The sequence below is a fragment of the Edaphobacter sp. FHG110511_03 genome (genome assembly GCF_059115365.1).
The window spans coordinates 85078-104197 of the sequence record NZ_JBZYWL010000011.1 but is presented as its reverse complement, the minus strand read 5'-3'; the positions used below and the strand labels follow the sequence as shown (position 1 = coordinate 104197).

19 protein-coding genes and 1 tRNA gene are annotated in these 19120 nt (G+C 58.9%); 11 read left to right on the top strand and 9 right to left on the bottom strand.

What is annotated here, in order from left to right; all coding sequences use genetic code 11:
• Nucleotides 1-291: 291 nt before the first annotated feature.
• From rpmG to rplK, 5 genes are all read left to right on the top strand, one after another.
• Nucleotides 292-441, top strand: coding sequence for a 50S ribosomal protein L33 (gene rpmG, locus AC5S26_RS27515; protein WP_158786509.1), 150 nt, complete (start codon nucleotides 292-294; stop codon nucleotides 439-441).
• Nucleotides 442-496: 55 nt separating this feature from the next.
• Nucleotides 497-572: transfer RNA gene (locus tag AC5S26_RS27510), tRNA-Trp, on the top strand.
• Nucleotides 573-643: 71 nt separating this feature from the next.
• Entirely contained in the window at nucleotides 644-904 is a 261-nt protein-coding gene (gene secE / locus AC5S26_RS27505; protein WP_494188156.1) for a preprotein translocase subunit SecE, read from the top strand.
• A gap of 43 nt (nucleotides 905-947) precedes the next feature.
• A complete protein-coding gene (gene nusG / locus AC5S26_RS27500) occupies nucleotides 948-1613 on the top strand; it encodes a transcription termination/antitermination protein NusG (RefSeq protein WP_494188155.1) in 666 nt (221 codons plus the stop codon).
• A 106-nt stretch (nucleotides 1614-1719) separates the two neighbouring features.
• The gene (gene rplK, locus AC5S26_RS27495; RefSeq protein ID WP_494188154.1) at nucleotides 1720-2157 is read left to right on the top strand and encodes a 50S ribosomal protein L11; all 438 of its coding nucleotides are present in this window, start codon (nucleotides 1720-1722) and stop codon (nucleotides 2155-2157) included.
• Nucleotides 2158-2321: 164 nt separating this feature from the next.
• Here the strand turns inward: rplK and AC5S26_RS27490 are convergent, their stop codons facing one another.
• The gene (locus tag AC5S26_RS27490) at nucleotides 2322-3107 is read right to left on the bottom strand and encodes a class I SAM-dependent methyltransferase (protein ID WP_494188153.1); all 786 of its coding nucleotides are present in this window, start codon (nucleotides 3105-3107) and stop codon (nucleotides 2322-2324) included.
• Between the two features lie 6 nt (nucleotides 3108-3113).
• Complete coding sequence (locus tag AC5S26_RS27485; RefSeq protein WP_494188152.1) at nucleotides 3114-3485, bottom strand: metal-sulfur cluster assembly factor; 372 nt, start codon at nucleotides 3483-3485, stop codon at nucleotides 3114-3116.
• Nucleotides 3486-3544: 59 nt separating this feature from the next.
• Between AC5S26_RS27485 and AC5S26_RS27480 the strand changes: the two genes are divergently transcribed.
• Both AC5S26_RS27480 and AC5S26_RS27475 read left to right on the top strand, forming a co-directional pair.
• Entirely contained in the window at nucleotides 3545-3949 is a 405-nt protein-coding gene (locus AC5S26_RS27480; RefSeq protein WP_494188151.1) for a (R)-mandelonitrile lyase, read from the top strand.
• A gap of 171 nt (nucleotides 3950-4120) precedes the next feature.
• Complete coding sequence (locus AC5S26_RS27475) at nucleotides 4121-5119, top strand: carboxypeptidase-like regulatory domain-containing protein (protein WP_494188150.1); 999 nt, start codon at nucleotides 4121-4123, stop codon at nucleotides 5117-5119.
• Nucleotides 5120-5171: 52 nt separating this feature from the next.
• Here AC5S26_RS27475 and AC5S26_RS27470 read toward each other — a convergent pair whose 3' ends face one another.
• The 3 genes from AC5S26_RS27470 to AC5S26_RS27460 form a co-directional block, all read right to left on the bottom strand.
• Nucleotides 5172-6182 carry a polyprenyl synthetase family protein gene (locus AC5S26_RS27470; RefSeq protein WP_494188149.1) on the bottom strand — a complete coding sequence of 337 codons (1011 nt, stop codon included), beginning with the start codon at nucleotides 6180-6182 and terminating at the stop codon, nucleotides 5172-5174.
• Between the two features lie 38 nt (nucleotides 6183-6220).
• Nucleotides 6221-7978, bottom strand: coding sequence for a putative glycosyltransferase family protein (locus AC5S26_RS27465; protein ID WP_494188148.1), 1758 nt, complete (start codon nucleotides 7976-7978; stop codon nucleotides 6221-6223).
• Nucleotides 7979-8077: 99 nt separating this feature from the next.
• A complete protein-coding gene (locus AC5S26_RS27460) occupies nucleotides 8078-10744 on the bottom strand; it encodes a penicillin acylase family protein (protein ID WP_494188159.1) in 2667 nt (888 codons plus the stop codon).
• Between the two features lie 134 nt (nucleotides 10745-10878).
• Here AC5S26_RS27460 and AC5S26_RS27455 point away from each other — a divergent pair, with 134 nt between their 5' ends.
• On the top strand, nucleotides 10879-12486 hold the full coding sequence (locus tag AC5S26_RS27455; RefSeq protein ID WP_494188147.1) for a Na+/H+ antiporter: 1608 nt from the start codon (nucleotides 10879-10881) through the stop codon (nucleotides 12484-12486).
• Here the strand turns inward: AC5S26_RS27455 and AC5S26_RS27450 are convergent.
• On the bottom strand, nucleotides 12476-13513 hold the full coding sequence (locus AC5S26_RS27450) for a CPBP family intramembrane glutamic endopeptidase (RefSeq protein ID WP_494188146.1): 1038 nt from the start codon (nucleotides 13511-13513) through the stop codon (nucleotides 12476-12478). The two genes, AC5S26_RS27455 and AC5S26_RS27450, sit on opposite strands and share 11 nt — an antisense overlap.
• A gap of 129 nt (nucleotides 13514-13642) precedes the next feature.
• On the opposite strand from AC5S26_RS27450, the gene AC5S26_RS27445 reads away from it, so the two are divergent.
• Both AC5S26_RS27445 and AC5S26_RS27440 read left to right on the top strand, forming a co-directional pair.
• The gene (locus tag AC5S26_RS27445) at nucleotides 13643-14647 is read left to right on the top strand and encodes a phosphoesterase (RefSeq protein WP_494188145.1); all 1005 of its coding nucleotides are present in this window, start codon (nucleotides 13643-13645) and stop codon (nucleotides 14645-14647) included.
• Between the two features lie 55 nt (nucleotides 14648-14702).
• Nucleotides 14703-14858: a hypothetical protein gene (locus tag AC5S26_RS27440; protein WP_494188144.1), complete on the top strand. Its 156-nt coding sequence runs from the start codon at nucleotides 14703-14705 to the stop codon at nucleotides 14856-14858.
• 86 nt (nucleotides 14859-14944) lie between these two features.
• Here AC5S26_RS27440 and rseP read toward each other — a convergent pair whose 3' ends face one another.
• Genes rseP through AC5S26_RS27425 form a run of 3 tightly spaced genes read right to left on the bottom strand, consistent with a single transcriptional unit; the run spans nucleotide 14945 to nucleotide 18419 of the window.
• Nucleotides 14945-16291 carry an RIP metalloprotease RseP gene (rseP, locus tag AC5S26_RS27435; protein WP_494188143.1) on the bottom strand — a complete coding sequence of 449 codons (1347 nt, stop codon included), beginning with the start codon at nucleotides 16289-16291 and terminating at the stop codon, nucleotides 14945-14947.
• Between the two features lie 37 nt (nucleotides 16292-16328).
• Complete coding sequence (locus tag AC5S26_RS27430) at nucleotides 16329-17519, bottom strand: 1-deoxy-D-xylulose-5-phosphate reductoisomerase (protein WP_494188142.1); 1191 nt, start codon at nucleotides 17517-17519, stop codon at nucleotides 16329-16331.
• A gap of 36 nt (nucleotides 17520-17555) precedes the next feature.
• Nucleotides 17556-18419, bottom strand: a complete 864-nt coding sequence (locus tag AC5S26_RS27425) for a phosphatidate cytidylyltransferase (protein ID WP_494188141.1) — start codon at nucleotides 18417-18419, stop codon at nucleotides 17556-17558.
• 103 nt (nucleotides 18420-18522) lie between these two features.
• Here AC5S26_RS27425 and AC5S26_RS27420 point away from each other — a divergent pair, with 103 nt between their 5' ends.
• Nucleotides 18523-19119, top strand: a complete 597-nt coding sequence (locus tag AC5S26_RS27420) for a PadR family transcriptional regulator (RefSeq protein ID WP_494188140.1) — start codon at nucleotides 18523-18525, stop codon at nucleotides 19117-19119.
• The last annotated feature ends 1 nt before the right edge of the window (nucleotide 19120 follow it).

Sequence of the window (19120 nt, the reverse complement as noted above, 5' to 3'; positions counted from 1 at the left end):
GTCCTGCGCGGACGGCGGGAAGCGCTTTGTGCGAGTTCCCCCGGATGCCGAAAAGAATCAAGGCGGCGAGCTTCGGCTCGCCGCTGATTTTCACCCTACGGAGACCTTTCTTTATCGTCTGATTTCGTGGATAATAGATGGGGACGAGCGTGGCCTGACCGCTCCTCTCTTCCGTATTAAAATTCAGGATTCAGGTTGCAGGGACCTTACCCCTGCGTCGCGGCGTGTCGGAAGTATTTCGGCAAGCTGCTTGCCAGCCGAAGTGGCTGGCCACGTTAGAAGGAGAAAGAAATGCGCGAGATCATTACCCTCCAGTGCCCGGATTGCAAAAATCGGAACTATTCCACCACGAAGAACAAGAAGACGACCACGGGCCGCCTGGAGTTCTCAAAATTCTGTAACACCTGCCGCAAGCACACGGCACACAAAGAGACGAAGTAAGAGCAGTCTTTAGCCGTTGGCTGTTCGTCCAGAAGATGGACAAATCAGCCGAACCGGGGGAGTAAGCTCAACGGTTAAACTGTCGGTCTCCAAAACCGAACTTCTCGGTTCGAATCCGAGCTCCCCCGCCATCTTTCCCGTTCGACCGGGCTGGATGGCAAGCAGAAGAAGTTAGCAGTAAGAGAAGATTTGAGGCGGCATTATGGCCAAGACAGTAGCGGTAGCCGAGCAACAGACCAGCGCGGGGATGCAGCAGCTGAAGTCGCTGCCGGATCGCGTCAGCAGTTTCCTCAGAGACGTGCGCAGCGAGATGCGTAAGGTCGTCTGGCCTTCGCGCGCCGAGGTGCAGTCCACGACAGGGGTTGTTATCGCCACGGTCTTCATCTTCGCGGCGTACTTCTGGCTGGTAGATAACGTGATCGGGCGTGCGGTCGAGGCCGTGCTCGGAGCGGCAACGAAATAAACGATTCGCCGCATAACGGCAGAGACGTAGAGACAGAAACACGATGCGTGAAGAAGGCACAACCATGGCGGAAGAGCAGCAGAATCCGGAAGAGCAGAATCCTGACGCACTGAGCGCAGGGAACGCCTCGTCCTCCGAGCAGCCGGCCGATCAACTGGCCCCGCCGGTCAACGAGAACTTCAAGTGGTACATCATCCACGCTTATTCCGGTTTTGAGCGCAAGGTGCGGGAGTCCCTGGAGAGCCGTATCTCAGCTTTCGGGCTGCAGAACAAAATTGGCCGGATCATGATTCCGACCGAGCCGGTGACCGAGCTTCGCAACGGCAAGAAGTACACCATCGAGAGGGTATTTCTTCCTGGGTACGTTTTGATCGAGATGGATCTCGACAACGACCTGTGGCATGTGATCAAGAACACGCCGCGGGTGACGGGCTTCCTTGGAACGGGTGATAGCCCGGTTGCTCTCTCCGAGCAGGAGGTCAGCTCGATTATCTTCCGCTCCGACGTCTCCAAGGAGAAGCCAACGCTCAAGATCAAGTTCGACAAGGGCGAGCAGGTTCGGATCAACGAAGGGCCGTTCGCGAACTTTACCGGTGCGGTGGATGAGATCAACGAAGACAAGCAGACCCTCAAGGTGATGGTCAGCATCTTCGGCCGCTCCACGCCAGTCGAGATCGAATTCTCGAAGGTGGACAAGGTCGAGGAGTAGGTTTGTTCGACCGCTTGAGTCTGGCGGTCTGGAAGTGAGTTTTAGAAATATCAAATTAAGCGAGACGGCCGTGAGGCCGCCGCTGGAAGAGTAAGAGGATTTACGAATGGCACCGAAGAAGATTACAGGATACGTCAAGCTTCAGATCATGGCGGCCAAGGCGACGCCTGCTCCCCCGGTCGGCCCCGCGCTCGGTCAGGCGCAGGTCAACATCATGGAGTTCTGCAAGCAGTTCAACGAGCGCACGAGCAAGGACCCGGCTCTGGCTGGCCTCACCGTGCCGGTCGTGATCTCGGTCTATGCAGACCGTACCTTCAGCTTCGTGACCAAGACGCCTCCGGCTCCGGTGCTTCTGCTGAAGGCCGCCGGCATCGACAAGGGATCGGGCACTCCGAACAAGGAGAAGAAGGGCAAGGTCACCGAGAAGCAGATTCTCGAGATCGCCAAGCAGAAGATGCCCGACATGAACGCCGCTTCGGTCGAGGCTGCAGCGAAGACAATTCGCGGTACCGCCCGCTCGATGGGCATCGACGTCGTCGCCTAACTTTTAGTTTTCTTCTTTTCAGAAGACGCCTGCATAGAGCCTGAGAGGGCTTTGCAGGTGTTTTCCTTTTAACGGTGTATTTCAGCGGGCCCTGAGAAATCTAAGGTGGCGCGGACGAAATACAGGGATTTTTCGCTGCTCTCAGAATGACGAGGAAAAATTTGTCAGGATTTATTTCCTCGGCCTACATAGCGGTAGATGGCACAGAGCTCATCTCCCGTAGATCCATATTCGGTCTGCTGGGCGATGGCTTCGAGGTCGGCAGCATGGTCTTCGGGGCTCATGGGAACCGCATCCTGCCAAAGCAGCCTGAAGGCGGGATGGCGATTGAGGACGGCCCCGTGCTCGGCGTTTACATAGAGGATGTCCAAAGATCCGGGGCGATCGGCGAATGCGGTCTCGATGCGGCGGAGAAGCATTTTGAGGACCGGGTCTTCGAAAGGGTGAAAGAGGAAGATCAGGGTTGGAGTCGAAGGCAGGGAAAAGTTGAGCGCATCCTCCTCTACGATCTGGATTTGTGCGATGGCCGGGGCGGTGGGGTCGGAGGCGTGTTCGTGACGCCATAGGCGCGTGTTTCCGCGAGCGACGCCTGCCATGGCGGGATTGAGCTCGACGCCGATGACCTGGCGGAAGGGAAACTCGCTGGCAAGGAGAATGGCGCGACCCTTTCCTGCGCCGATGTCGAGAAAGGTGTAGTCGGTGATGTGATGCGGAGGCTCGGTCTGCTTCCAGCGCTCGACGAGCGAACGAAGGATGGAAGGCGCGACTGCGTAGTATGCGGTGACGTGTTCGTCATTGGGATGACCGGTAACGAGATCACGCGCGGGCACGAGGCCGCTTGTGTCGGTCCCGTGAATCTGGTCGAAGGGATGGATAGGAGTCGCGGTGGGCTTGAGAAGGTCGCGAGGGCGGATGGGCTGCACCTTTTGTTTGGAGAGTGTCGAAGACATGAGAGCCTAGCGGATTTGAATAAGGTTGCGGTTGCCGTCGAGACCGAGAATGCGACGTCCTTCAGGAGTGATCTGCTGCGGCGTCCATGGAGGCTGGTTGACGGGAACGACGGTGGTCTCGCCTGCCTCTTCCATTCCGGCGAGGCGGTTCTGAATCTGCGCTGTGAGTTGGGCTTCGGCATCCTCGGAAGGGTTGGTGAGCGTGAACTCGATATGGATGCGGTGCTTCTGTGGAACTCCCGGAATTCCCGCGCCTGGGGCGTCTGGGTTAGGGAAGACATGGATTGCGCGAACGAGGCCGAGATCGACGATGTTGCAGGGCAACGCAGGATCGTAGCAGTCGCGGAGCGCGTTAAGAATGTCAGATTCGGTGAGCATCGCTGACCTGATGATAGCTGCTCCATGTGCAGCTAGCGCATCGGTGCTAAAGTTGCGCCATGAAGATTCTTGGGAATGGTGAGCGTGGTTGCAAGAAGGTTCCGGAGGCATGGTTCTCGGGAGATGCGTGGATGGATGCCATCGTTGAGCCGAGTGGGTTGTCGCGATCGCAAGCCTTGTATGTGACCTACGCTCCGGGCGCGAGGACAGCGTGGCATACGCATCCGATACGGCAGGTGCTGCATGTCACCACAGGCATTGGATGGATTCAACTGGAGGGAGAGCCAGCGCAGAAGATTCGGTCGGGCGATGTAGTGGTGATCGAGGCGAATGAAAATCATTGGCACGGTGCCGATGCTGCTCACACCATGGTGCATCTGGCAATGCAGGAGTCAGATGAGACTGGAAAGAACGTGGTGTGGGGACGGCATGTGACGGATGAGGAGTACGCCGCCGCAGGTTGAGCGTGCGAAAGTGCGATTGTTTGATTTTCTGTTCCGTCTCTGTGATCAGAGATCACGGAGACGAACAGTTATCGAAACTTTTGTTAAAAAAATACCTTGATCTCGCCGAAGACCCGTTAACTCCTGAATCGTTCGAGGATGCTGCATCGTCTGCTCTAGAGACAGTTAATTATGCGCATCTTTCGAATTTTTTGTATCTTTTTCCTTTTTCTCTCATCGATTCATGCGCTGTGCCAGCAAGTCTCTGCACCTGAGCCACAGGCTGGAAGCATCATCGGCACCGTAACCGATTCGAATGGCGATATTGTTCCTGGTGCATCCGTCACGATCGACGGAGCGGACTCAGGAAATAGACCCGCGGTCGTTACGAATCAAGACGGATTCTTCACCTTGAAGGATGTTCCCTCGGCGACTTCCTTTCATGTCAAAGTAAGCGCAAAGGGTTTCGCCGACTGGACATCGTCTGCGGTGATTCTCAAACCTGGTCAGGACTTCGACCTTGCGAACATCAAAGTTACGATTGCTGTCGTCGAGACAACGGTAAGCGCGATCTCCGAAGAGGAGCTGGCTACGGAACAGGTCAAGGCTGCTGAGAAGCAGCGCGTTCTGGGCGTCATCCCAAATTTTTATGTGGTCTACGATCCCAGAACGGTCCCACTTACGACCAAGCTGAAGTTCCAGCTCGCGACGCGAACTACAACGGATGCGGTCACAATTGGAGGAGCGGCGTTTCTTGCCGGCGTCTATCAGGCATCGGATAATAGCGCCTTCGTCCAGGGAGCGAAGGGCTATGGCCAGCGCTTCGGGGCTGTGTACGCCAGTGGCGTCACCGACATCATGATCGGCGGCGCGATTCTTCCCTCGTTGCTGCACCAGGATCCGCGTTATTTCTATCAGGGTACGGGAACGAACAAGTCCCGTTTTATGCATGCGATCTCGGCTCCCTTCTGGTGCAAGAATGATAGCGGCCAGTACGGATTCAACTACTCCAGCATCGGGGGCGACCTGGCATCGGCCTCGTTGGCGAATATTTACTATCCGCCTGCCGACCGTGGAGCGAGTCAGACTCTCAGCAGTGTGGCCGTGGCTACGGGCGGGCGGATGGCCAATGCGCTGGCACAGGAGTTTATCCTGCCCCGGCTTACCCGCCATTCCAAGACTAAGGATTAGCTGAGGCGTCTGGAGTTACGTATCTCTCGGAGGCGAAAGCCAAAACCTGGCTTTAGTGTTTGCGTTCGACGAGATAGGAAGCGAGAGCCTTGAGTGAATCCGCGTCTTCGCCGAAGGGCTCGAGAGCGGCGAATGCGTCGGCGATCAGCTCCTCGGCGTCTTTGAGAGAGTGGTCCACGCCGAAGACAGCGGGCCAGGTGGCCTTGATGCTGGCGGTATCTTTTCCCGCAGTCTTTCCGAGCTCTTCAGAGCTCTGCGTCATGTCAAGGACGTCATCGACGATCTGAAAGGCAAGACCGGCTTTTTCGCCGAAGGTGCGGAGGCGAGTAATAGTGTCGGCGCGCTGCGCGAAGGTTTTGCGGATGCGCTCTCCCTCTTCACCAGGTCCGCTCCCTGAGCCCATCAGAGGTGTGTACCCGTAATAGAGCCCGAGGAGTCCACCTGAGAGGATGCTTGTGGTGATGAGGGCACCGGTTTTAGAGCGATGAATGGCTTCAACTAGTTCAGCGGTGGGGGGAACACCCTCGGACTCGATGTCTACGACCTGGCCCCCGATCATTCCGGGGGGTAGTTTGGTGTCGAGATCGCCGTAGTGGCCTATGCCGGTGCCGATGGAGAGGGATATTTCTTTGAGAATTTCGATTTTGCCCGCAGGCGAGCTTGGAAGTTGCGCGATTGTCTGGAAGGCGAGGGTCTGCAGGGCATCGCCGGCGAGGATAGCAATGGCTTCGCCGAAGACGACGTGGCAGGTGGGCTTGCCGCGGCGGAGGTCGTCGTTGTCGAGGGCGGGGAGGTCGTCGTGAATGAGGGAGTAGGTGTGGATCATCTCGACGGCCGCACCGAGTTCGGCGGCGCCTTCGGGAATCTCTCCGGTGCGGGAGGTCATGCGGGCTGCCTCCATCGCAAGGATGGGACGCAGGCGTTTGCCGCCGGCAAAGACAGAGTGACGCATGGCCCGGTGGATGGAATGAGGCAGCGTGTCGGGAGAAGGAAGCAGACGCTCGAGCGTTGCGTCGGTGAGCTCGACGCCGGAGCGAAGCAGATCTTGCACGGAGAGATTCATCTGGACTTGATGATAAATCAGCGCGCGGCGACGTTGATTCAGCAAGGTTCGGCCGGGGTACGGCTGCGCAGGATCAGAACGCCGAATATGAGAAGAGAGAGCAGAGATAGAACGTACCCGAGCTTTTGATCGGAAAGCATGGCGTATCTGATCTCGATATGAGCAGCCCCTCCGGGAAGCGGGATGGCGATGAGTCCGTCTTTACGTTTGAGGCGCGTCTCGACGAGTAAGTGATTCACGGTAACGCGCCATGCCGGATAGTCGCGCAGATTGAGGACGAGAGTTGTTGCGGTTGCAGGCGATAGGTCGAGGCGAAGGGGAGCCGGACCAGGGACAGATGATGGCGGTGCGGCCGTATCCGTGGCGGCAGCGAGCCAGTATCCGGGGTTGTCCTCGCTCAGAGAGTCATTGTCGGCGGTGATCGGGGTGTACTCATCCGTGGGATCGGTTCCGGGGTTGGAGGATCGAAAGACGGTGAGGCGCGCAGCGACGGTGTCTTCGGGGTAACAGCGCTGATGGAAGGCGTGATAGCTGGGAAGAACAAAGACGACAGCACAGAGGAGAGCCGTGATGCAGCTGCGAAGGCGGAACCGTATCAGAACGAGTGCGAGCGCGAATCCGAAGAGAGGACCGAGCACGGCCAGGAGACGCCATGGAAATTGCAGGAACTGAAGCTCAGGAAGATAGCGCCAGAGCGGCGCCGAAAGTGGGGTAAGCATGAAGGCGATCCCTGCCGTCAGGAAGGTGAGAACTAATTTGAAGTGCTCAGGGGCAATCGCGTCTTCGCCCAGCGACTGCTCTTTTCGTAAAGGCAGTGAAGAGGAGAGATCCAGGTCGTCCTTGCTATGCGAGCTGGCCAGCGTATCGGGTTTGCTTGAAGTGAGGTGGATCCAGAGGAGAACCGCAGCCGTGAGAGTCGTAAGGATAAGAGCGAGGATGGAAGCGGTGTGAAGAACGAGGTCGTGTTCGGGGTCGGTGGTGCGCTGGAAGAGAAAGTTGTCCCAGGGACGGAGGCCGGGGAGGATGGCGAAGTTGATCTGGACGAACCGACGCTCGTACGCGGCGGGAAGGAGGTAAAAGGCCGAGAGGCCGAGCCCAAGCAGGACGCCGCAGATGGAGTTCAAGGCGAGACGAATGGGCGATGACTTGGTGGTGGTCTTATCGAGAACGGGGATCCCCACGGTCGAGGAAAGGATCAGGCGGAAGAGAATGACGGCTGCCATCGCATAGCAGCCCATCACGGCTGCGGGGGCGTTGGTGAGCCAGAGCAGAGCGACCGGAATCGCTACTGCAGGAATGCTGATGTGTCGTCGAAGGACGGCGTGAAGCGCGAGGGGGAGCCAGATGGCGGCGAGCAGCTCGGCGTAGGCAGCGCGCTCGTATGCGGTGTAGAGGATGTAGGGATTCGTGAGATAGAGAGCTGCGGCCACAAGGGCGGCGTTAGGCGGGGCATAGCTGCGTACGGCGTAGTAGAGGGCGAATCCCGCGGCGGTGAGGACGATCCAGGTGTAGGCGATGGGAGTCCAGGTCCAGGGCATGACGAACCCGAGGAGGGCTCCAAGGAGCCAGGATAACGGTGGATAGAAGACGAAGCGGGGCTCGCCGGCGTTCCATGCCGGAGTGAAGGCCCAGTGGGGATGAAGTGTTCCATGGGCGAGCTGGCGTGCGACTTCGAACCAGTTGATGAGGTGGAAGTCGAAGTCGTGCCCGCAGGAGCAGCCGCGAACGACGAGCGGAACGATGGCAATGAACGCGGCTATCGGAAGAAAGATGTAAGGAGAGCGATAGCGCGGCATGAGATTCAGGGTAAAGCAGAGAGGGGAGCAGGGAAGGGATTCTTTGTCTCCCTGAGAATGACGATTTCAAAGGCTGTTTTTGATTTGTAGCGACCCGCTCTATTGGGGTTGGAGGGTCAGGGTGTGGCGAGTGGCGGCATTGACGGCAGCAGTGGTGAAGGGCATGGGGAAGGTTGTGCCGTTATACCAGGCAGGCCATTGATCCATGAACCAGGGACTGGTGAGAATGCCGGATTCACCGAGGACGAGGTTCAAGGTGGAGCGATCGAGATCGGCTAGATCGGCAGTGAAGCGTTCGGAGGGGCCGAAGGACCGGCCGACCTGTTTGATGGTGCTGGTATCTCCACTCAACGGCTTAATGCCCGTTCCTGTGGGTAGGTTAATGAGGGCGCGAAGGAAGGCGGAGTGGGAGAAGACGGGATGCTCGATGTCGATGGGATAGGCCTGGCCATGTTTCCATCGCGAAAGATCGTTGGGGGCATGAGCGTCGGCAAGGCCGCGCTGGACGGCGGCGGTGAGGAGTTCGTTCCAGTTGCTGTAGCCGGGCGGCAACCAGCGTTCGGGAGTATGCATGATGATCTGCTCGGCAGCGTAGGTTTTTTCGCCCCAGCTGTAGAGCTTCCAGAGGGGAAGGCTCTGGCCCTGGGTGTTCGAGTGTAGTTCGGAGCCGAGGCGTGGCTCGAGCAGGAGCTGCCAGAAGGCCTCGCGGGCGGCGTTGACGATGGGAGGTGCGGGCGAGTCGGCGTCGACCTGTCCGTTCCAGTTGCGGAGAAGGTCGGCGGCCTGATGCAGTCTTTTGTCTTTGCTCGTGGAGTGATCGATAGAGTAAGCGAGACGCTGTGCGATGTTGTGATCGAGGTCGGAGTAGATGTCAGTCTGGAGACTGAGCATGTCGGCGGCGGTAAGGTGGTCGCGATTGAGCAGCATCTTCCAGATGCGCTCGTTGCGGTAAGGCGCGGCCCAGTTCAAGGTAAGGGTATAGGGATAACCGTCGGGTGTGACGCGGGCATTGGCGGTGGCGAGAACTCCGTTTGGGGGATCGAAGGACTGAGGGAGCTGGACGAAGGGGATATAACCGGTCCAGTCGTAATGACCAGTTACCGCGTCGACCGGGACAGGGCTCAGGGGGCTGCCACCGGGTGACACGGCGGGCGTTTGCGTCGGCGATTGCGGGTTTGGCGTTACCGGTGCGGGCTGCGAAGCGCTGGCCGAGGGATTTCCGCGGATGGGGATCGCTCCGACGGCGTGATAGCCAATGTGGCCCTGATCGTCGGCATAGACGACGTTCTGAGACGGTCCTCCGAATTGGGAGAAGGCGGTGAGGAAGCTGGGCCAATCCGTGGCCGAGTCGATGTTGAGCAGGGGCGCGGAGAGTGTGGTGGGGTCGTAGATGGTCCAACGGAGCGAGAGAGGCCGTTTTTCAGAGGCAAGCAGAGGGGAGATGATGGGCGTGGGGACCCCGCTGTGCAAGGTGGAGGTGACATCGAGGTCGACGTCGGGGTTGTCGCGGACATGAATCAGCTCAGTCTGATGAAGGACGGAGTGCCAGGCTCCGTCGGCGGACTGGAACTCGGCGGAGGGACCGGAGCCACGGAGGTGCTCGATGTAGACGTCCTGAACGTCGGCGCCGAGGTTGGTGAAGCCCCACGCGATGTGGTCGTTATGGCCGACGATGATGAATGGGACCCCGGGGAGGGAGACTCCGGCGACGTGGAAGCTTCCGAAGGGCGCCGGAGCAGCGAGATCGGCCTGGTACCAGGTGTTCGGCACGCTGAGAGCCAGATGCATGTCGTTTGAAAGCAGCGGTTTCCCCGTAGCGGTACGAGAGCCGGAGATGGCCCAGTTATTGGAGCCGGCGGTGCAGGATTCACAAGCGGGGTGAAGAGCCTGGGTGAGGGAAAGAATGTCGGCCGGAGAAGCGCCCTGCGTGGGCCGGCGAAGCTGAGATTGCGATTCGTCAAGCGGAATGTCGGGAAGCTCCTGCGGGGCAGTCAGGTCGACGACGGGCTGCTCTGGAGGATGATCCCGCCAGGAGCCGACGGGGTAGAGATCGTCGAGCAGTTCTGGGGGCAGGCGGGCGGCGATGGCCTCACGGCTGAGCTTGGTGGGAAAGTTGTTGGTAAGGTCCTGAAACATGACGAGGCCGACGAGAAGGGAGTCGCGGGAGGTCCAGGCCGCGGGATTGTAGCGAAGGACACGGAATTCGAGGGGGAGATGTTCGTTCTGAATTGCGATTGAGGCATTGACGCCGCGGGCATAGGCCTCGAGGTAGTGAAGCTGTTCCTTAGGAATGGCAGAGACGGCACGGTCGGCGGTGGCGCGAAGCTGCAGGATTCGCTGGATGCGGTCGTGTTCGAGGAGTGTAGGGCCAAGGACCTGGGCGAGCTCACCGGAGGCATGCCGTCGGAGGAGGTCCATCTGGAAGAGACGGTCCTGAGCGGTAACGAAGCCCTGCGCGAAGACGAGGTCATCAAGCGAGGCGGCGCGGATATGAGGAACGCCGTGGGCATCACGCTGGACTGCGACGGGAGCCGAAAGGCCCTGGACGACGAGCGCGCCATCCGTCTGTGGAAGCGAGGCGATGAGCACATGGCGAACGTAGCTGCGGGCGGCGAAGAATGCGGTGAGGCCGACGATAAGCAGGATAGAGACAGCGATGGTGAAAAACCTGGAAAGTCGACCCCGCTGTCGGCGAGGTGAAGGGGAATCGCTGTGTCTTCTGCGCTGGATCAGGGTCGGCTCGTCATTGGGTTGCAAAGGACTCATCTTGTTAAGCACGAGTCTAAATGCTCGAGGAGGAGAGAGGTGGGTTGTAGCCCAGGTATGGGACAGATGGCGACAGCAGATGACGAATTTTGTTTTACTGGGTCGTACAAGACACGGATCAAAGGGAGGGCTCTTTGGAGTCGGCGATCAGTCTCCATGCAATCGAGAGAGTGGTGCTGCTGCTGTTGGCGATGGTGGCAGTGTTCGCGGTGATGGCGCACCGGCTAAAGGTGCCGTACCCGATTGTGCTGGTGCTGGCCGGTCTGGGGCTGAGCTTTGTGCCTCACATGCCCAGGATCCCGCTGAATCCGAACCTGGTCTTTGTGATCTTCCTGCCCCCGCTGCTGTATGCCGCCGCATGGGCCGTCTCGTGGAGGGATTTTCGACGGAACCTCCTGATCATTGCTCTGCTGGCAGTGGGACTCGTGGGCTTTACCGTATGGGGAGTCGCCGAGTTTTCTGACCGTTTCATCACGGCTCTGGATTGGAAGGCTGGCTTCCTGCTTGGCGCAGTGCTCTCCACGACCGATGCGATTGCAGCGACCTCGGTGGCAAAGTCGCTCGGATTGCCGCGCCAGATTGTGGACATTCTGGAGGGGGAGAGCCTTCTGAACGACGCGACCGGCTTGCTTGCGCTGGAGATCGGCCTGGGGCTCCTGGAGCGCGGCGACCTGCCAACGGTGGAGGAAGGAGCCATCAGGCTGCTGTATCTGATCTTTGGCGGTCTTGGAATCGGATTGGTGATCGGTGTTATCGTAGCGACCTTTGAACGCTTTATCGACAACGGCCCGATTGAGCTGGTTCTGAGTCTGATTGTTCCTTACGCGTCCTATCTTGCGGGTGAGGAGGCCAAGGCTTCGGGCGTGCTTGCTGTCGTGGCTTCGGGGCTTTACCTGAGCCGGCAGAGCGCGAGAATCTTTTCTCCTTCAGTACGGATTCAGGTAACAGGCGCGTGGCAGGCGATGACTTTTGTGCTGAATGGCATTGTCTTTGTCATGATCGGCTTGCAGATGCCGTATGTGCTGGCGGGCATCCACGGGGGCTTCAGCCAGTTGACCTTGATTGAATATGGCGTGATCTTCAGCGTGACCCTGATTGCGCTACGTCTTGTCTGGGTGACCCCGGCAGTGAAGTTTGCAAACCTGATCAAGAAGTGGCGGCATCCCAAAGACGAACCGATTACGCCACCCGAGAGCTTTGTGATCGGGTGGACGGGGATGCGGGGAGTTATCGCGCTGGCGGCTGCTGTCTCGGTTCCGGAGATCGTCAACGGGCGCGAGTTCGCGCAGCGAAACCTGATCGTATTCCTGACCTTCTCGGTCATTCTGGTGACGCTGGTTCTTCAGGGATTGACGCTGCCCTCTGTGATCCGCGCATTAGGCCTGACGAGGAAGAAGGGGATGGAGCCTGAGGAGCGGTGTGCGCGAGAACTGGCCATCAAGGATGCGATCGCATACCTGGAGAAGGGAAGGAGCCAGACCGAAGACGGTCTCGAGCACGCGTTCGACGACCTGATCGACCGATACGAGCATCGGCTGGCAGAGGTGAGCCAGGGAGAGGGACATGAGGCTTCGAAGACAGAGGTGTACCAGACGCTGAGCCGGGCTGCCAAAGCCGCGGCGCAGGTAGAGCGGCACACGATCATCCAGCTGCGCGATGAGGGGCGCATCAGCGATGACGTGCTGAGGAGACTGGAGCGCGAACTGGATCTGGAGGAGACGAAGTTCGAGCTCAACTCGTAGCAGAGGGAAGTGTTTCAGGATCGTCGTGTGGCGGAGGCGGCAAAAGAGGCATCATCGCCGCATAGCTGTTCGCGGTGCGAGGCTGTGTCAGGTGGATGATCACAGCCAGCAGAATAAGGGGAATGAGACAGAAGATGCTTCCTTCCGGACCCGTGGCTCCGCCGCTGAGTAGAGGCGAGCCCACTGGATGGGTCTGGAGGAGGCGATGGTCGAAGATGGCTCCGCTATCGGCGACACCGAAGAGGACGGACTGGCCGTAGTCCCATGCGGCGTGCATGCCGACGGCCCACCACAGAGACCCGGTTCGCCACAGGCTGAAGCAGAAGATCAGAGAGGCAACGCCCGCGCAGACGAGTCCCGCGGGGCTTTCGCCGGGGTTGGAGCCGTGGACTGCTCCAAAGCCGAACGAGACGATGAAGGCCGCGATCCAGAAGCCGACCGCACGAGGATCGGGAGTGCCTGGAAGATATCGCGCGAGATCGGAGAGGCCACGAGCCAGCGTGTACTGGAGATAGCCGCGGAAGAGATATTCCTCAAAGAGTCCGATGGCGAGGAAGCCGGGAACCCAGAGAAGAAGGTAGTGAAGAACCGCCGAACCGAAGAGCAGTCGGCGGTCGATAACGAGCAAGCCGGACTTCAGAAGGATTAAGACGAGCAGCGAAATCGCTATCAGTCCAAGGATCGTTCCGACGAGAAGGCGCATGATCTTTCGATCGCCTCCAAGGCCATAGACAGAGATGGGGCGCCGCTCGATCGTCGACATGATCCAGGTGACGAGTACGACGACTAGAAAAGCGGCTGCTTCGGAGATAAATACAGGGAACGGGCCGGGCGTGTGCTCCATTGCGTGCGATGGGACCAGATGGGTTGCGCGAAGGATGGACGTCAGGCCAAAGATAAACGTGAGGAAGAGAGCAAGTGCGATCAGCAAGCTCCATCCCGCGCGGAGCCCATGTGGGCCGATGAAGATGCGTGAAGGACTCGGTTCAGGAGACATGTCTGGAGCTTCGGGAACGATATCGGACAATAGGGGCCTCACGAGAGTGACCTGCTGCGTTTCAGAGAGGATATACGAGCCGTGCTTCGCAGCTTGGAGATCGAGAAAGGTGCGGATATTCTAAAGCTTCTTCGAGTGCGGTAGACAGGCGTTCGGACGATGGGGGCTTTGATCTTGGACTGCAGAATTTTTTTTCACGACAAATGTTTCGACGGGGCTTGCTCGGCTTCGGTGTTTACGCGGTTTCACCGGGAGTGCATTAAGACTGCCTCGGAGTTTTCGTATCACGGGTTGGTGCATCGCGCGGGTGCGCTGTTCGATGAGAGCGACTTTATCGAGGGCGAGAATGCAATCGTCGACTTCAAGTATTCGGCTTCGAAGAAGGTGACCTGGTGGTTCGATCATCATCTGAGCGCGTTTCTGACGCCAGAGGACCAGGCCGACTATGAGCGGGGACAGGCCGATGGCACGCAGTCGATGCGGAAGTTCTACGACCCGAGCTATACGTCGTGCACAGGGCTGATCCTCGACGTGGCGACGAACAAGTTCGGATTCAACGCGGAAGCGCTTGCGGAGTTGCGTTACTGGGCCGATATCGTGGACGGGGCGAAGTATGAGAGCGCGACGGCTGCTGTGGATATGGCCGCTCCTGCGATGAAGCTGACGATGGTGATCGAGAGCACTCAGGATGATTCCCTGGGGAAGAAACTGATCCCCTTGCTGACGGAGATGCCGTTGCAAGAGGTACTGGATCAGCCGTTTGTACAGGAGCTGCTGGGGCCATTGATGGAACGCCACCAGGCTGCGCTGAAGCTGATTGGGGAGCGCGCCTCCATGGAGCGGGGGGTAATTCAATTCGACATCACGGATTATCCGACCGAAGGCTACAACAAATTTATTCCCTATTACCTGTTTCCCGGGGGGACGTACAATGTCGGCCTGAGCAAGTCGAGCTTCCGGACGAAGGTTGCGGTCGGGACGAATCCCTGGACGCCGCTACCGGCTGAGAAGCTGGCGAACCTGGCGGTGATCTGCGAGCGCTATGGCGGCGGCGGCCATGCGAGGGTTGGAGCAATCAGCTTTCCTCCGGACCGGGAAGAAGATGCGCGCAGGGCGGCCGGAGAGATTGTCTCCGAGCTCCAGGCAAGAGATATCGCCGGCTAGAGTTCCAAGCAACCGAAGGAGGGCGGCCTGACCTCAGATCAAACGGAGGTGTGCTATGAATCCTGTTCTTTGGGGTGGAGCGGTCGTTGTTCTGCTGATCGTGATTGCTACGGTGACGATGGGCAAGACAAAGTGGGGCCGATCGGAGCTGGACCAGAGACCGGCAGGGCAGCCTCGGAACCTGGGTCGAGTGAGCGGGGACGACGACTAGAAGAATGCATAAGAAATAAGAGGCGGTCAGTGTGAGAACAAAGGGACTCTCATGCCGACCGCCTCTTGATTTTGAACAGCGCTAAATCAGGGCTTCACTCGCGCGAAGATATTCAGCTTGCTGATGTCGTTGAAGATGACCATCGCGGCGAACACAAGGATGCAGACGAAGGCGACTTGGTACACACGTTCCTTGAGCTGCTGATTGAGGTCGCGACGCATGATGGATTCGACCAGGAGGAAGAGGATCATGCCACCATCAAGGATGGGAATAGGAAGCAGGTTGAAGATCCCGAGGTTCAGAGAGATGTAGGCCATCAGGCCGATGATCGGCATCCATCCCGGCATTGCGGCAGCCTGATGAATCTGCTGGCCGATTCCAATGGGGCCGGAGAGCGAGCGCACGGAGACCTGGCGGGTGAACATCCGCTTGAGGACCTCGACGATCAGCATGGAGCCCTTCTTGTTGTACTCCCACGAAGCCGCGACAGCCTTGCCGAAGGGAAGCCTCTCGACCTTCACCGGCGGCTGGACAGGACGGAAGCCGAGCCGGTAGTCCTTGGTTCCGTCGCCAACTTCCGCAAGCTGCGGCGTGATCTGGAGGGGAAGGCTTTGTCCGCTGCGAAGGATGGTCAGTGCAGCAGGCTTGCCAGCTTGATCCTGCAGATAGGCAAGCAGCGCAGGTACGGAGTGAAGTTGAAGGCCATCGATGGTGGTGATCTGGTCTCCTGACTTCAAACCAGCGTGCGCGGCAGGCATATTCGGCTCGAGAGAGTCGACCTGAACCGGGACGTTCTGCATCTTGGGGATGAGGCCCAGCCTGTCGAGGGAGAAATTATCCGCGCCCTCCTTGGCTTCGACGAAGAGCCTGGTGTTGACCCGCTGGCCGTCGTGGAGGTAAGAGAAGGCGACATTCTGGTTGATGTTAAGCAAGGATCGAATGGCGACCTGATCCCAGGTAGGGTTCTCTACGGTGTCGTAGTGGACGATGAGATCTCCGGAATGGATTCCCGTACGCGAGGCCGCGGTGTTGACCGGAATGTAGTCCGTGAGGGCGGGGCCAGAGATGTATTCCTGAACCTCGTTGTGCAGCATCGAGACGCCCGTCATCAGGCCGAGGGCCAGGATGAAGTTGGCAAAAGGCCCGGCGAGGGCTACAAGGACGCGCTGCCACCGGGGGTGCGCATTGAAGTCGCCGGGATCGGTAGGAGCTTCGCCGGGATTGTCTCCCGACATCTTGACGTAACCGCCAAGGGGAAGCAGGGAGAGGCGATAGTCGGTATCGCCGCGACGGAAGCCGAAGAGACGTTTGCCGAAGCCAATGGAGAAGGTCTCGACGCGGATGCCGCAGAGCTTGGCGACGGCAAAGTGGCCGAACTCGTGCACGAGCACCATGATGCCGAGCACGATACCTAATTGAATGATGGTGGACATGAAAGAGTAAGGACCTCGCTCGGAGAATCGTTGCGGCTTATCGAAGAACGCCTGAAAACTGGTGAGCGATTACATCACGGGCACGCGCTCGCGCCGTAAGATCGGCTTCGAGCACTTCTTGGATAGACGAAGGATGACGGCCTGAGGTTTGTTGCAGCACCTGCTCTATTGTACGCGGGATACCCAGGAAAGGAATGTGGCCCTGGAGGAAGGCGGCAACGGCGATTTCATCCGCCGCATTGAGGGCAATGCATGCCTCGCCTCCGGTTTCGGCAGCCTCATAGGCCAGCCGCAGGCAAGGGAAACGCTCAAGATCCGGGGCCGAGAAGTCCAACTGGCTCAACGCGGCGAGATCGAACGTGAGCCCGGAGGCGGGAGCAGCATCAACGCGCTCGGGGTAGGCCAAGGCGTAGAGAATGGGCAGGCGCATGTCAGTCACGGAGATCTGCGCGAGGATGCTGCCGTCAATGAACTCGACCATGGAATGGACGGTGGACTGCGGGTGGATTGTGACGCGGACCTGTGCCGGGGGAAGGGAGAAGAGGCGGCAGGCCTCGATGACCTCGAAACCCTTGTTCATCAACGTGGCGGAGTCGATGGTGATGCGCTGCCCCATCACCCAGGTGGGGTGTTTGAGGGCCTGGGCGGGAGTGATGTGCTCGAAGTCGGCGCGAGGCGTATTGCGGAAGGGACCACCGGAGGCTGTGAGCCAGATCTGCCGGACCTCACGGGCTTCTCCTCCACGCATGCACTGGTGGACAGCATTGTGCTCGGAGTCGATGGGGAGCAGAGCGACGTTATGCTCTTTGGCCGCAGCCATGATGAGCTCGCCCGCGGCGACGAGGCACTCCTTGTTGGCGAGGCCGATGGTCTTACCGGCCTTGATGGCGGCGTAGGTGGCGTCGAGTCCGGCGACGCCGACGATGGCGGAGACAACAAAGTCGACCTCAGGCAGGGTGGCTACATGAACGGTTCCGGCGGTGCCGTGGACGACCTCGACGTCGCTGATTCCTGCCGCCTTGAGTCGCTTCTCAAGTTCGGCGGCGAGTTCCTCGGTGGCGATAGAGATGACCTGCGGATGCCAGCGTACGCACTGGGCGAAAGCGGCCTCAAGATTTTGGCCCGCAGCCAATGCAATGGGCCGGTAACGGTCGGGGAAGGACTCGCAGATGGAGAGGGTTGAGGTGCCGATGGAGCCGGTGGAGCCGAGGATGGCGAGCTTTTTCACGGGTTCTATTTTCGCAGATGTGTCAGGGAGTGGCGATTAGAACCGGCCGAAGCCGAAGTAATCCTTGAGTAAAAGGGCAAACCACAACACAGGCGCGGCTACGAGGAGAGCGTCGATGCGGTCGAGAATGCCGCCGTGGCCGGGAAGCATGGTTCCGGAGTCTTTCACGCCCGCGCCGCGCTTGACAGCGGACTCCAGCAAATCGCCTAACTGGGCTGCGATGTTGAGAATGGCTGCAAGGACCAGGGTCTGCCAGGTGGGTTCAGTAATGTGCAGCATCAGGTTCCCACGCGCGGTCAGCGTATCGCTGATCCAGAGGACCAGAGAGGCGGCGAGGATGCTGCCGACGATGGAGGCGATCGATCCCTCCCACGTCTTGCCGGGGCTGATGCGAGGAGCGAGCTTATGACGGCCGAAAGCTTTGCCGATGTAAAGAGCCGCGATATCCCCAGACCAGACGCAGACCATCAGGAAGAGGACGAGCGCTGGGCCGTCCTCCTGCTTCCAAAGCATAGGGATGAGGGTGAGCGGGTAGGCGATCCAGAACAGGCCGAAGAGTCCCTGCGCGGTATCCGGAAGAACCTGGATCAGGGGAGCACGGAAACAATTCCAGGCAAAGAGAACCAGCGTAAGCGCACAGAGAACGGGGAGTTGCGCCTCGACAGGGAAATTGGTGAGGGTGACGACAAAGGCGAGCGCGGTGCCGAGTGCCATCCACCAGATGGGAATGCGCAGGTGGGCGTCGTGAGCTTCGGCGCCGACAGCGGCTAATTTGAGGTACTCATAGGCGGCCAGCTCAGCGACGAGCGCGGCGGCAAGGGCGATCATCCAGAGCTGGCCAAAGAAGAGCAGAGCAAAGACAGCGAGGATAAGAACAATGGCAGTAAGGATTCGCTTCATTGGAGGCTCACACAGTATATCTCTCGGAAAAATATAGAGACGAGACATTACTTGACATATAAAGATATATCTTGATACTGTTTCTCTCATGAGAGGTAAATTTATGCATTACGAACATTTCAGAGGTTTTCGCGAAGGAGAAGAATTTCGCGGAGAACAACATCAGCACCACCGGCAGCAGAGATTCTGCGGAAACTTTGGCGGATTTGGTCCAGGACGCCACGGATTCAGAGGACGCGGACGCGGCGAAGGCCGTATGTTCGGCTCGGGGGACCTGCGTTACGTCATTCTGCAGCTCATCTCGGAGAAGCCGAGCTATGGATACGAGATCATCAAGTCGATTCAGGAACGGCTGGGCGGAAACTATACCCCGAGCCCGGGAGTGGTTTACCCGATGCTGACGATGCTGGAGGAAATGGGCCACGCAAGCGTCGTCACCGAAGGCACGAGAAAGCTATACACGATTACCGAAGAGGGCGCGAAGGCGTTGGCCGAGAACAAGGCGACGGTGGATGCGCTGTTTACAAGGATCGAGAATCTCAAAGCGCAGTATGCCACCCAGCGTCCTCAGCAAATCGAGCGAGCAGTCGAAAACCTTCGTATGGCATTGCGGATGAAGATGGGATCGCTGACGACGGAGCAGATCCATGCGGTCACCGACATCATCGACGCCGCGGCCAAGCAGATCGAGAGAATCTAAC

Excerpts from the sequence above, each read along its gene's own strand:
- rpmG (WP_158786509.1), top strand. The coding sequence starts at position 292 with ATGCGCGAGATCATTACCCTCCAGTGCCCGGATTGCAAAAATCGGAAC.
- secE (WP_494188156.1), top strand. The coding sequence starts at position 644 with ATGGCCAAGACAGTAGCGGTAGCCGAGCAACAGACCAGCGCGGGGATG.
- nusG (WP_494188155.1), top strand. The coding sequence starts at position 948 with ATGCGTGAAGAAGGCACAACCATGGCGGAAGAGCAGCAGAATCCGGAA.
- rplK (WP_494188154.1), top strand. The coding sequence starts at position 1,720 with ATGGCACCGAAGAAGATTACAGGATACGTCAAGCTTCAGATCATGGCG.
- AC5S26_RS27490 (WP_494188153.1), bottom strand. The coding sequence starts at position 3,107 with ATGTCTTCGACACTCTCCAAACAAAAGGTGCAGCCCATCCGCCCTCGC.
- AC5S26_RS27485 (WP_494188152.1), bottom strand. The coding sequence starts at position 3,485 with ATGCTCACCGAATCTGACATTCTTAACGCGCTCCGCGACTGCTACGAT.
- AC5S26_RS27480 (WP_494188151.1), top strand. The coding sequence starts at position 3,545 with ATGAAGATTCTTGGGAATGGTGAGCGTGGTTGCAAGAAGGTTCCGGAG.
- AC5S26_RS27475 (WP_494188150.1), top strand. The coding sequence starts at position 4,121 with ATGCGCATCTTTCGAATTTTTTGTATCTTTTTCCTTTTTCTCTCATCG.
- AC5S26_RS27470 (WP_494188149.1), bottom strand. The coding sequence starts at position 6,182 with ATGAATCTCTCCGTGCAAGATCTGCTTCGCTCCGGCGTCGAGCTCACC.
- AC5S26_RS27465 (WP_494188148.1), bottom strand. The coding sequence starts at position 7,978 with ATGCCGCGCTATCGCTCTCCTTACATCTTTCTTCCGATAGCCGCGTTC.
- AC5S26_RS27460 (WP_494188159.1), bottom strand. The coding sequence starts at position 10,744 with ATGAGTCCTTTGCAACCCAATGACGAGCCGACCCTGATCCAGCGCAGA.
- AC5S26_RS27445 (WP_494188145.1), top strand. The coding sequence starts at position 13,643 with ATGGGGGCTTTGATCTTGGACTGCAGAATTTTTTTTCACGACAAATGT.
- AC5S26_RS27440 (WP_494188144.1), top strand. The coding sequence starts at position 14,703 with ATGAATCCTGTTCTTTGGGGTGGAGCGGTCGTTGTTCTGCTGATCGTG.
- rseP (WP_494188143.1), bottom strand. The coding sequence starts at position 16,291 with ATGTCCACCATCATTCAATTAGGTATCGTGCTCGGCATCATGGTGCTC.
- AC5S26_RS27425 (WP_494188141.1), bottom strand. The coding sequence starts at position 18,419 with ATGAAGCGAATCCTTACTGCCATTGTTCTTATCCTCGCTGTCTTTGCT.
- AC5S26_RS27420 (WP_494188140.1), top strand. The coding sequence starts at position 18,523 with ATGCATTACGAACATTTCAGAGGTTTTCGCGAAGGAGAAGAATTTCGC.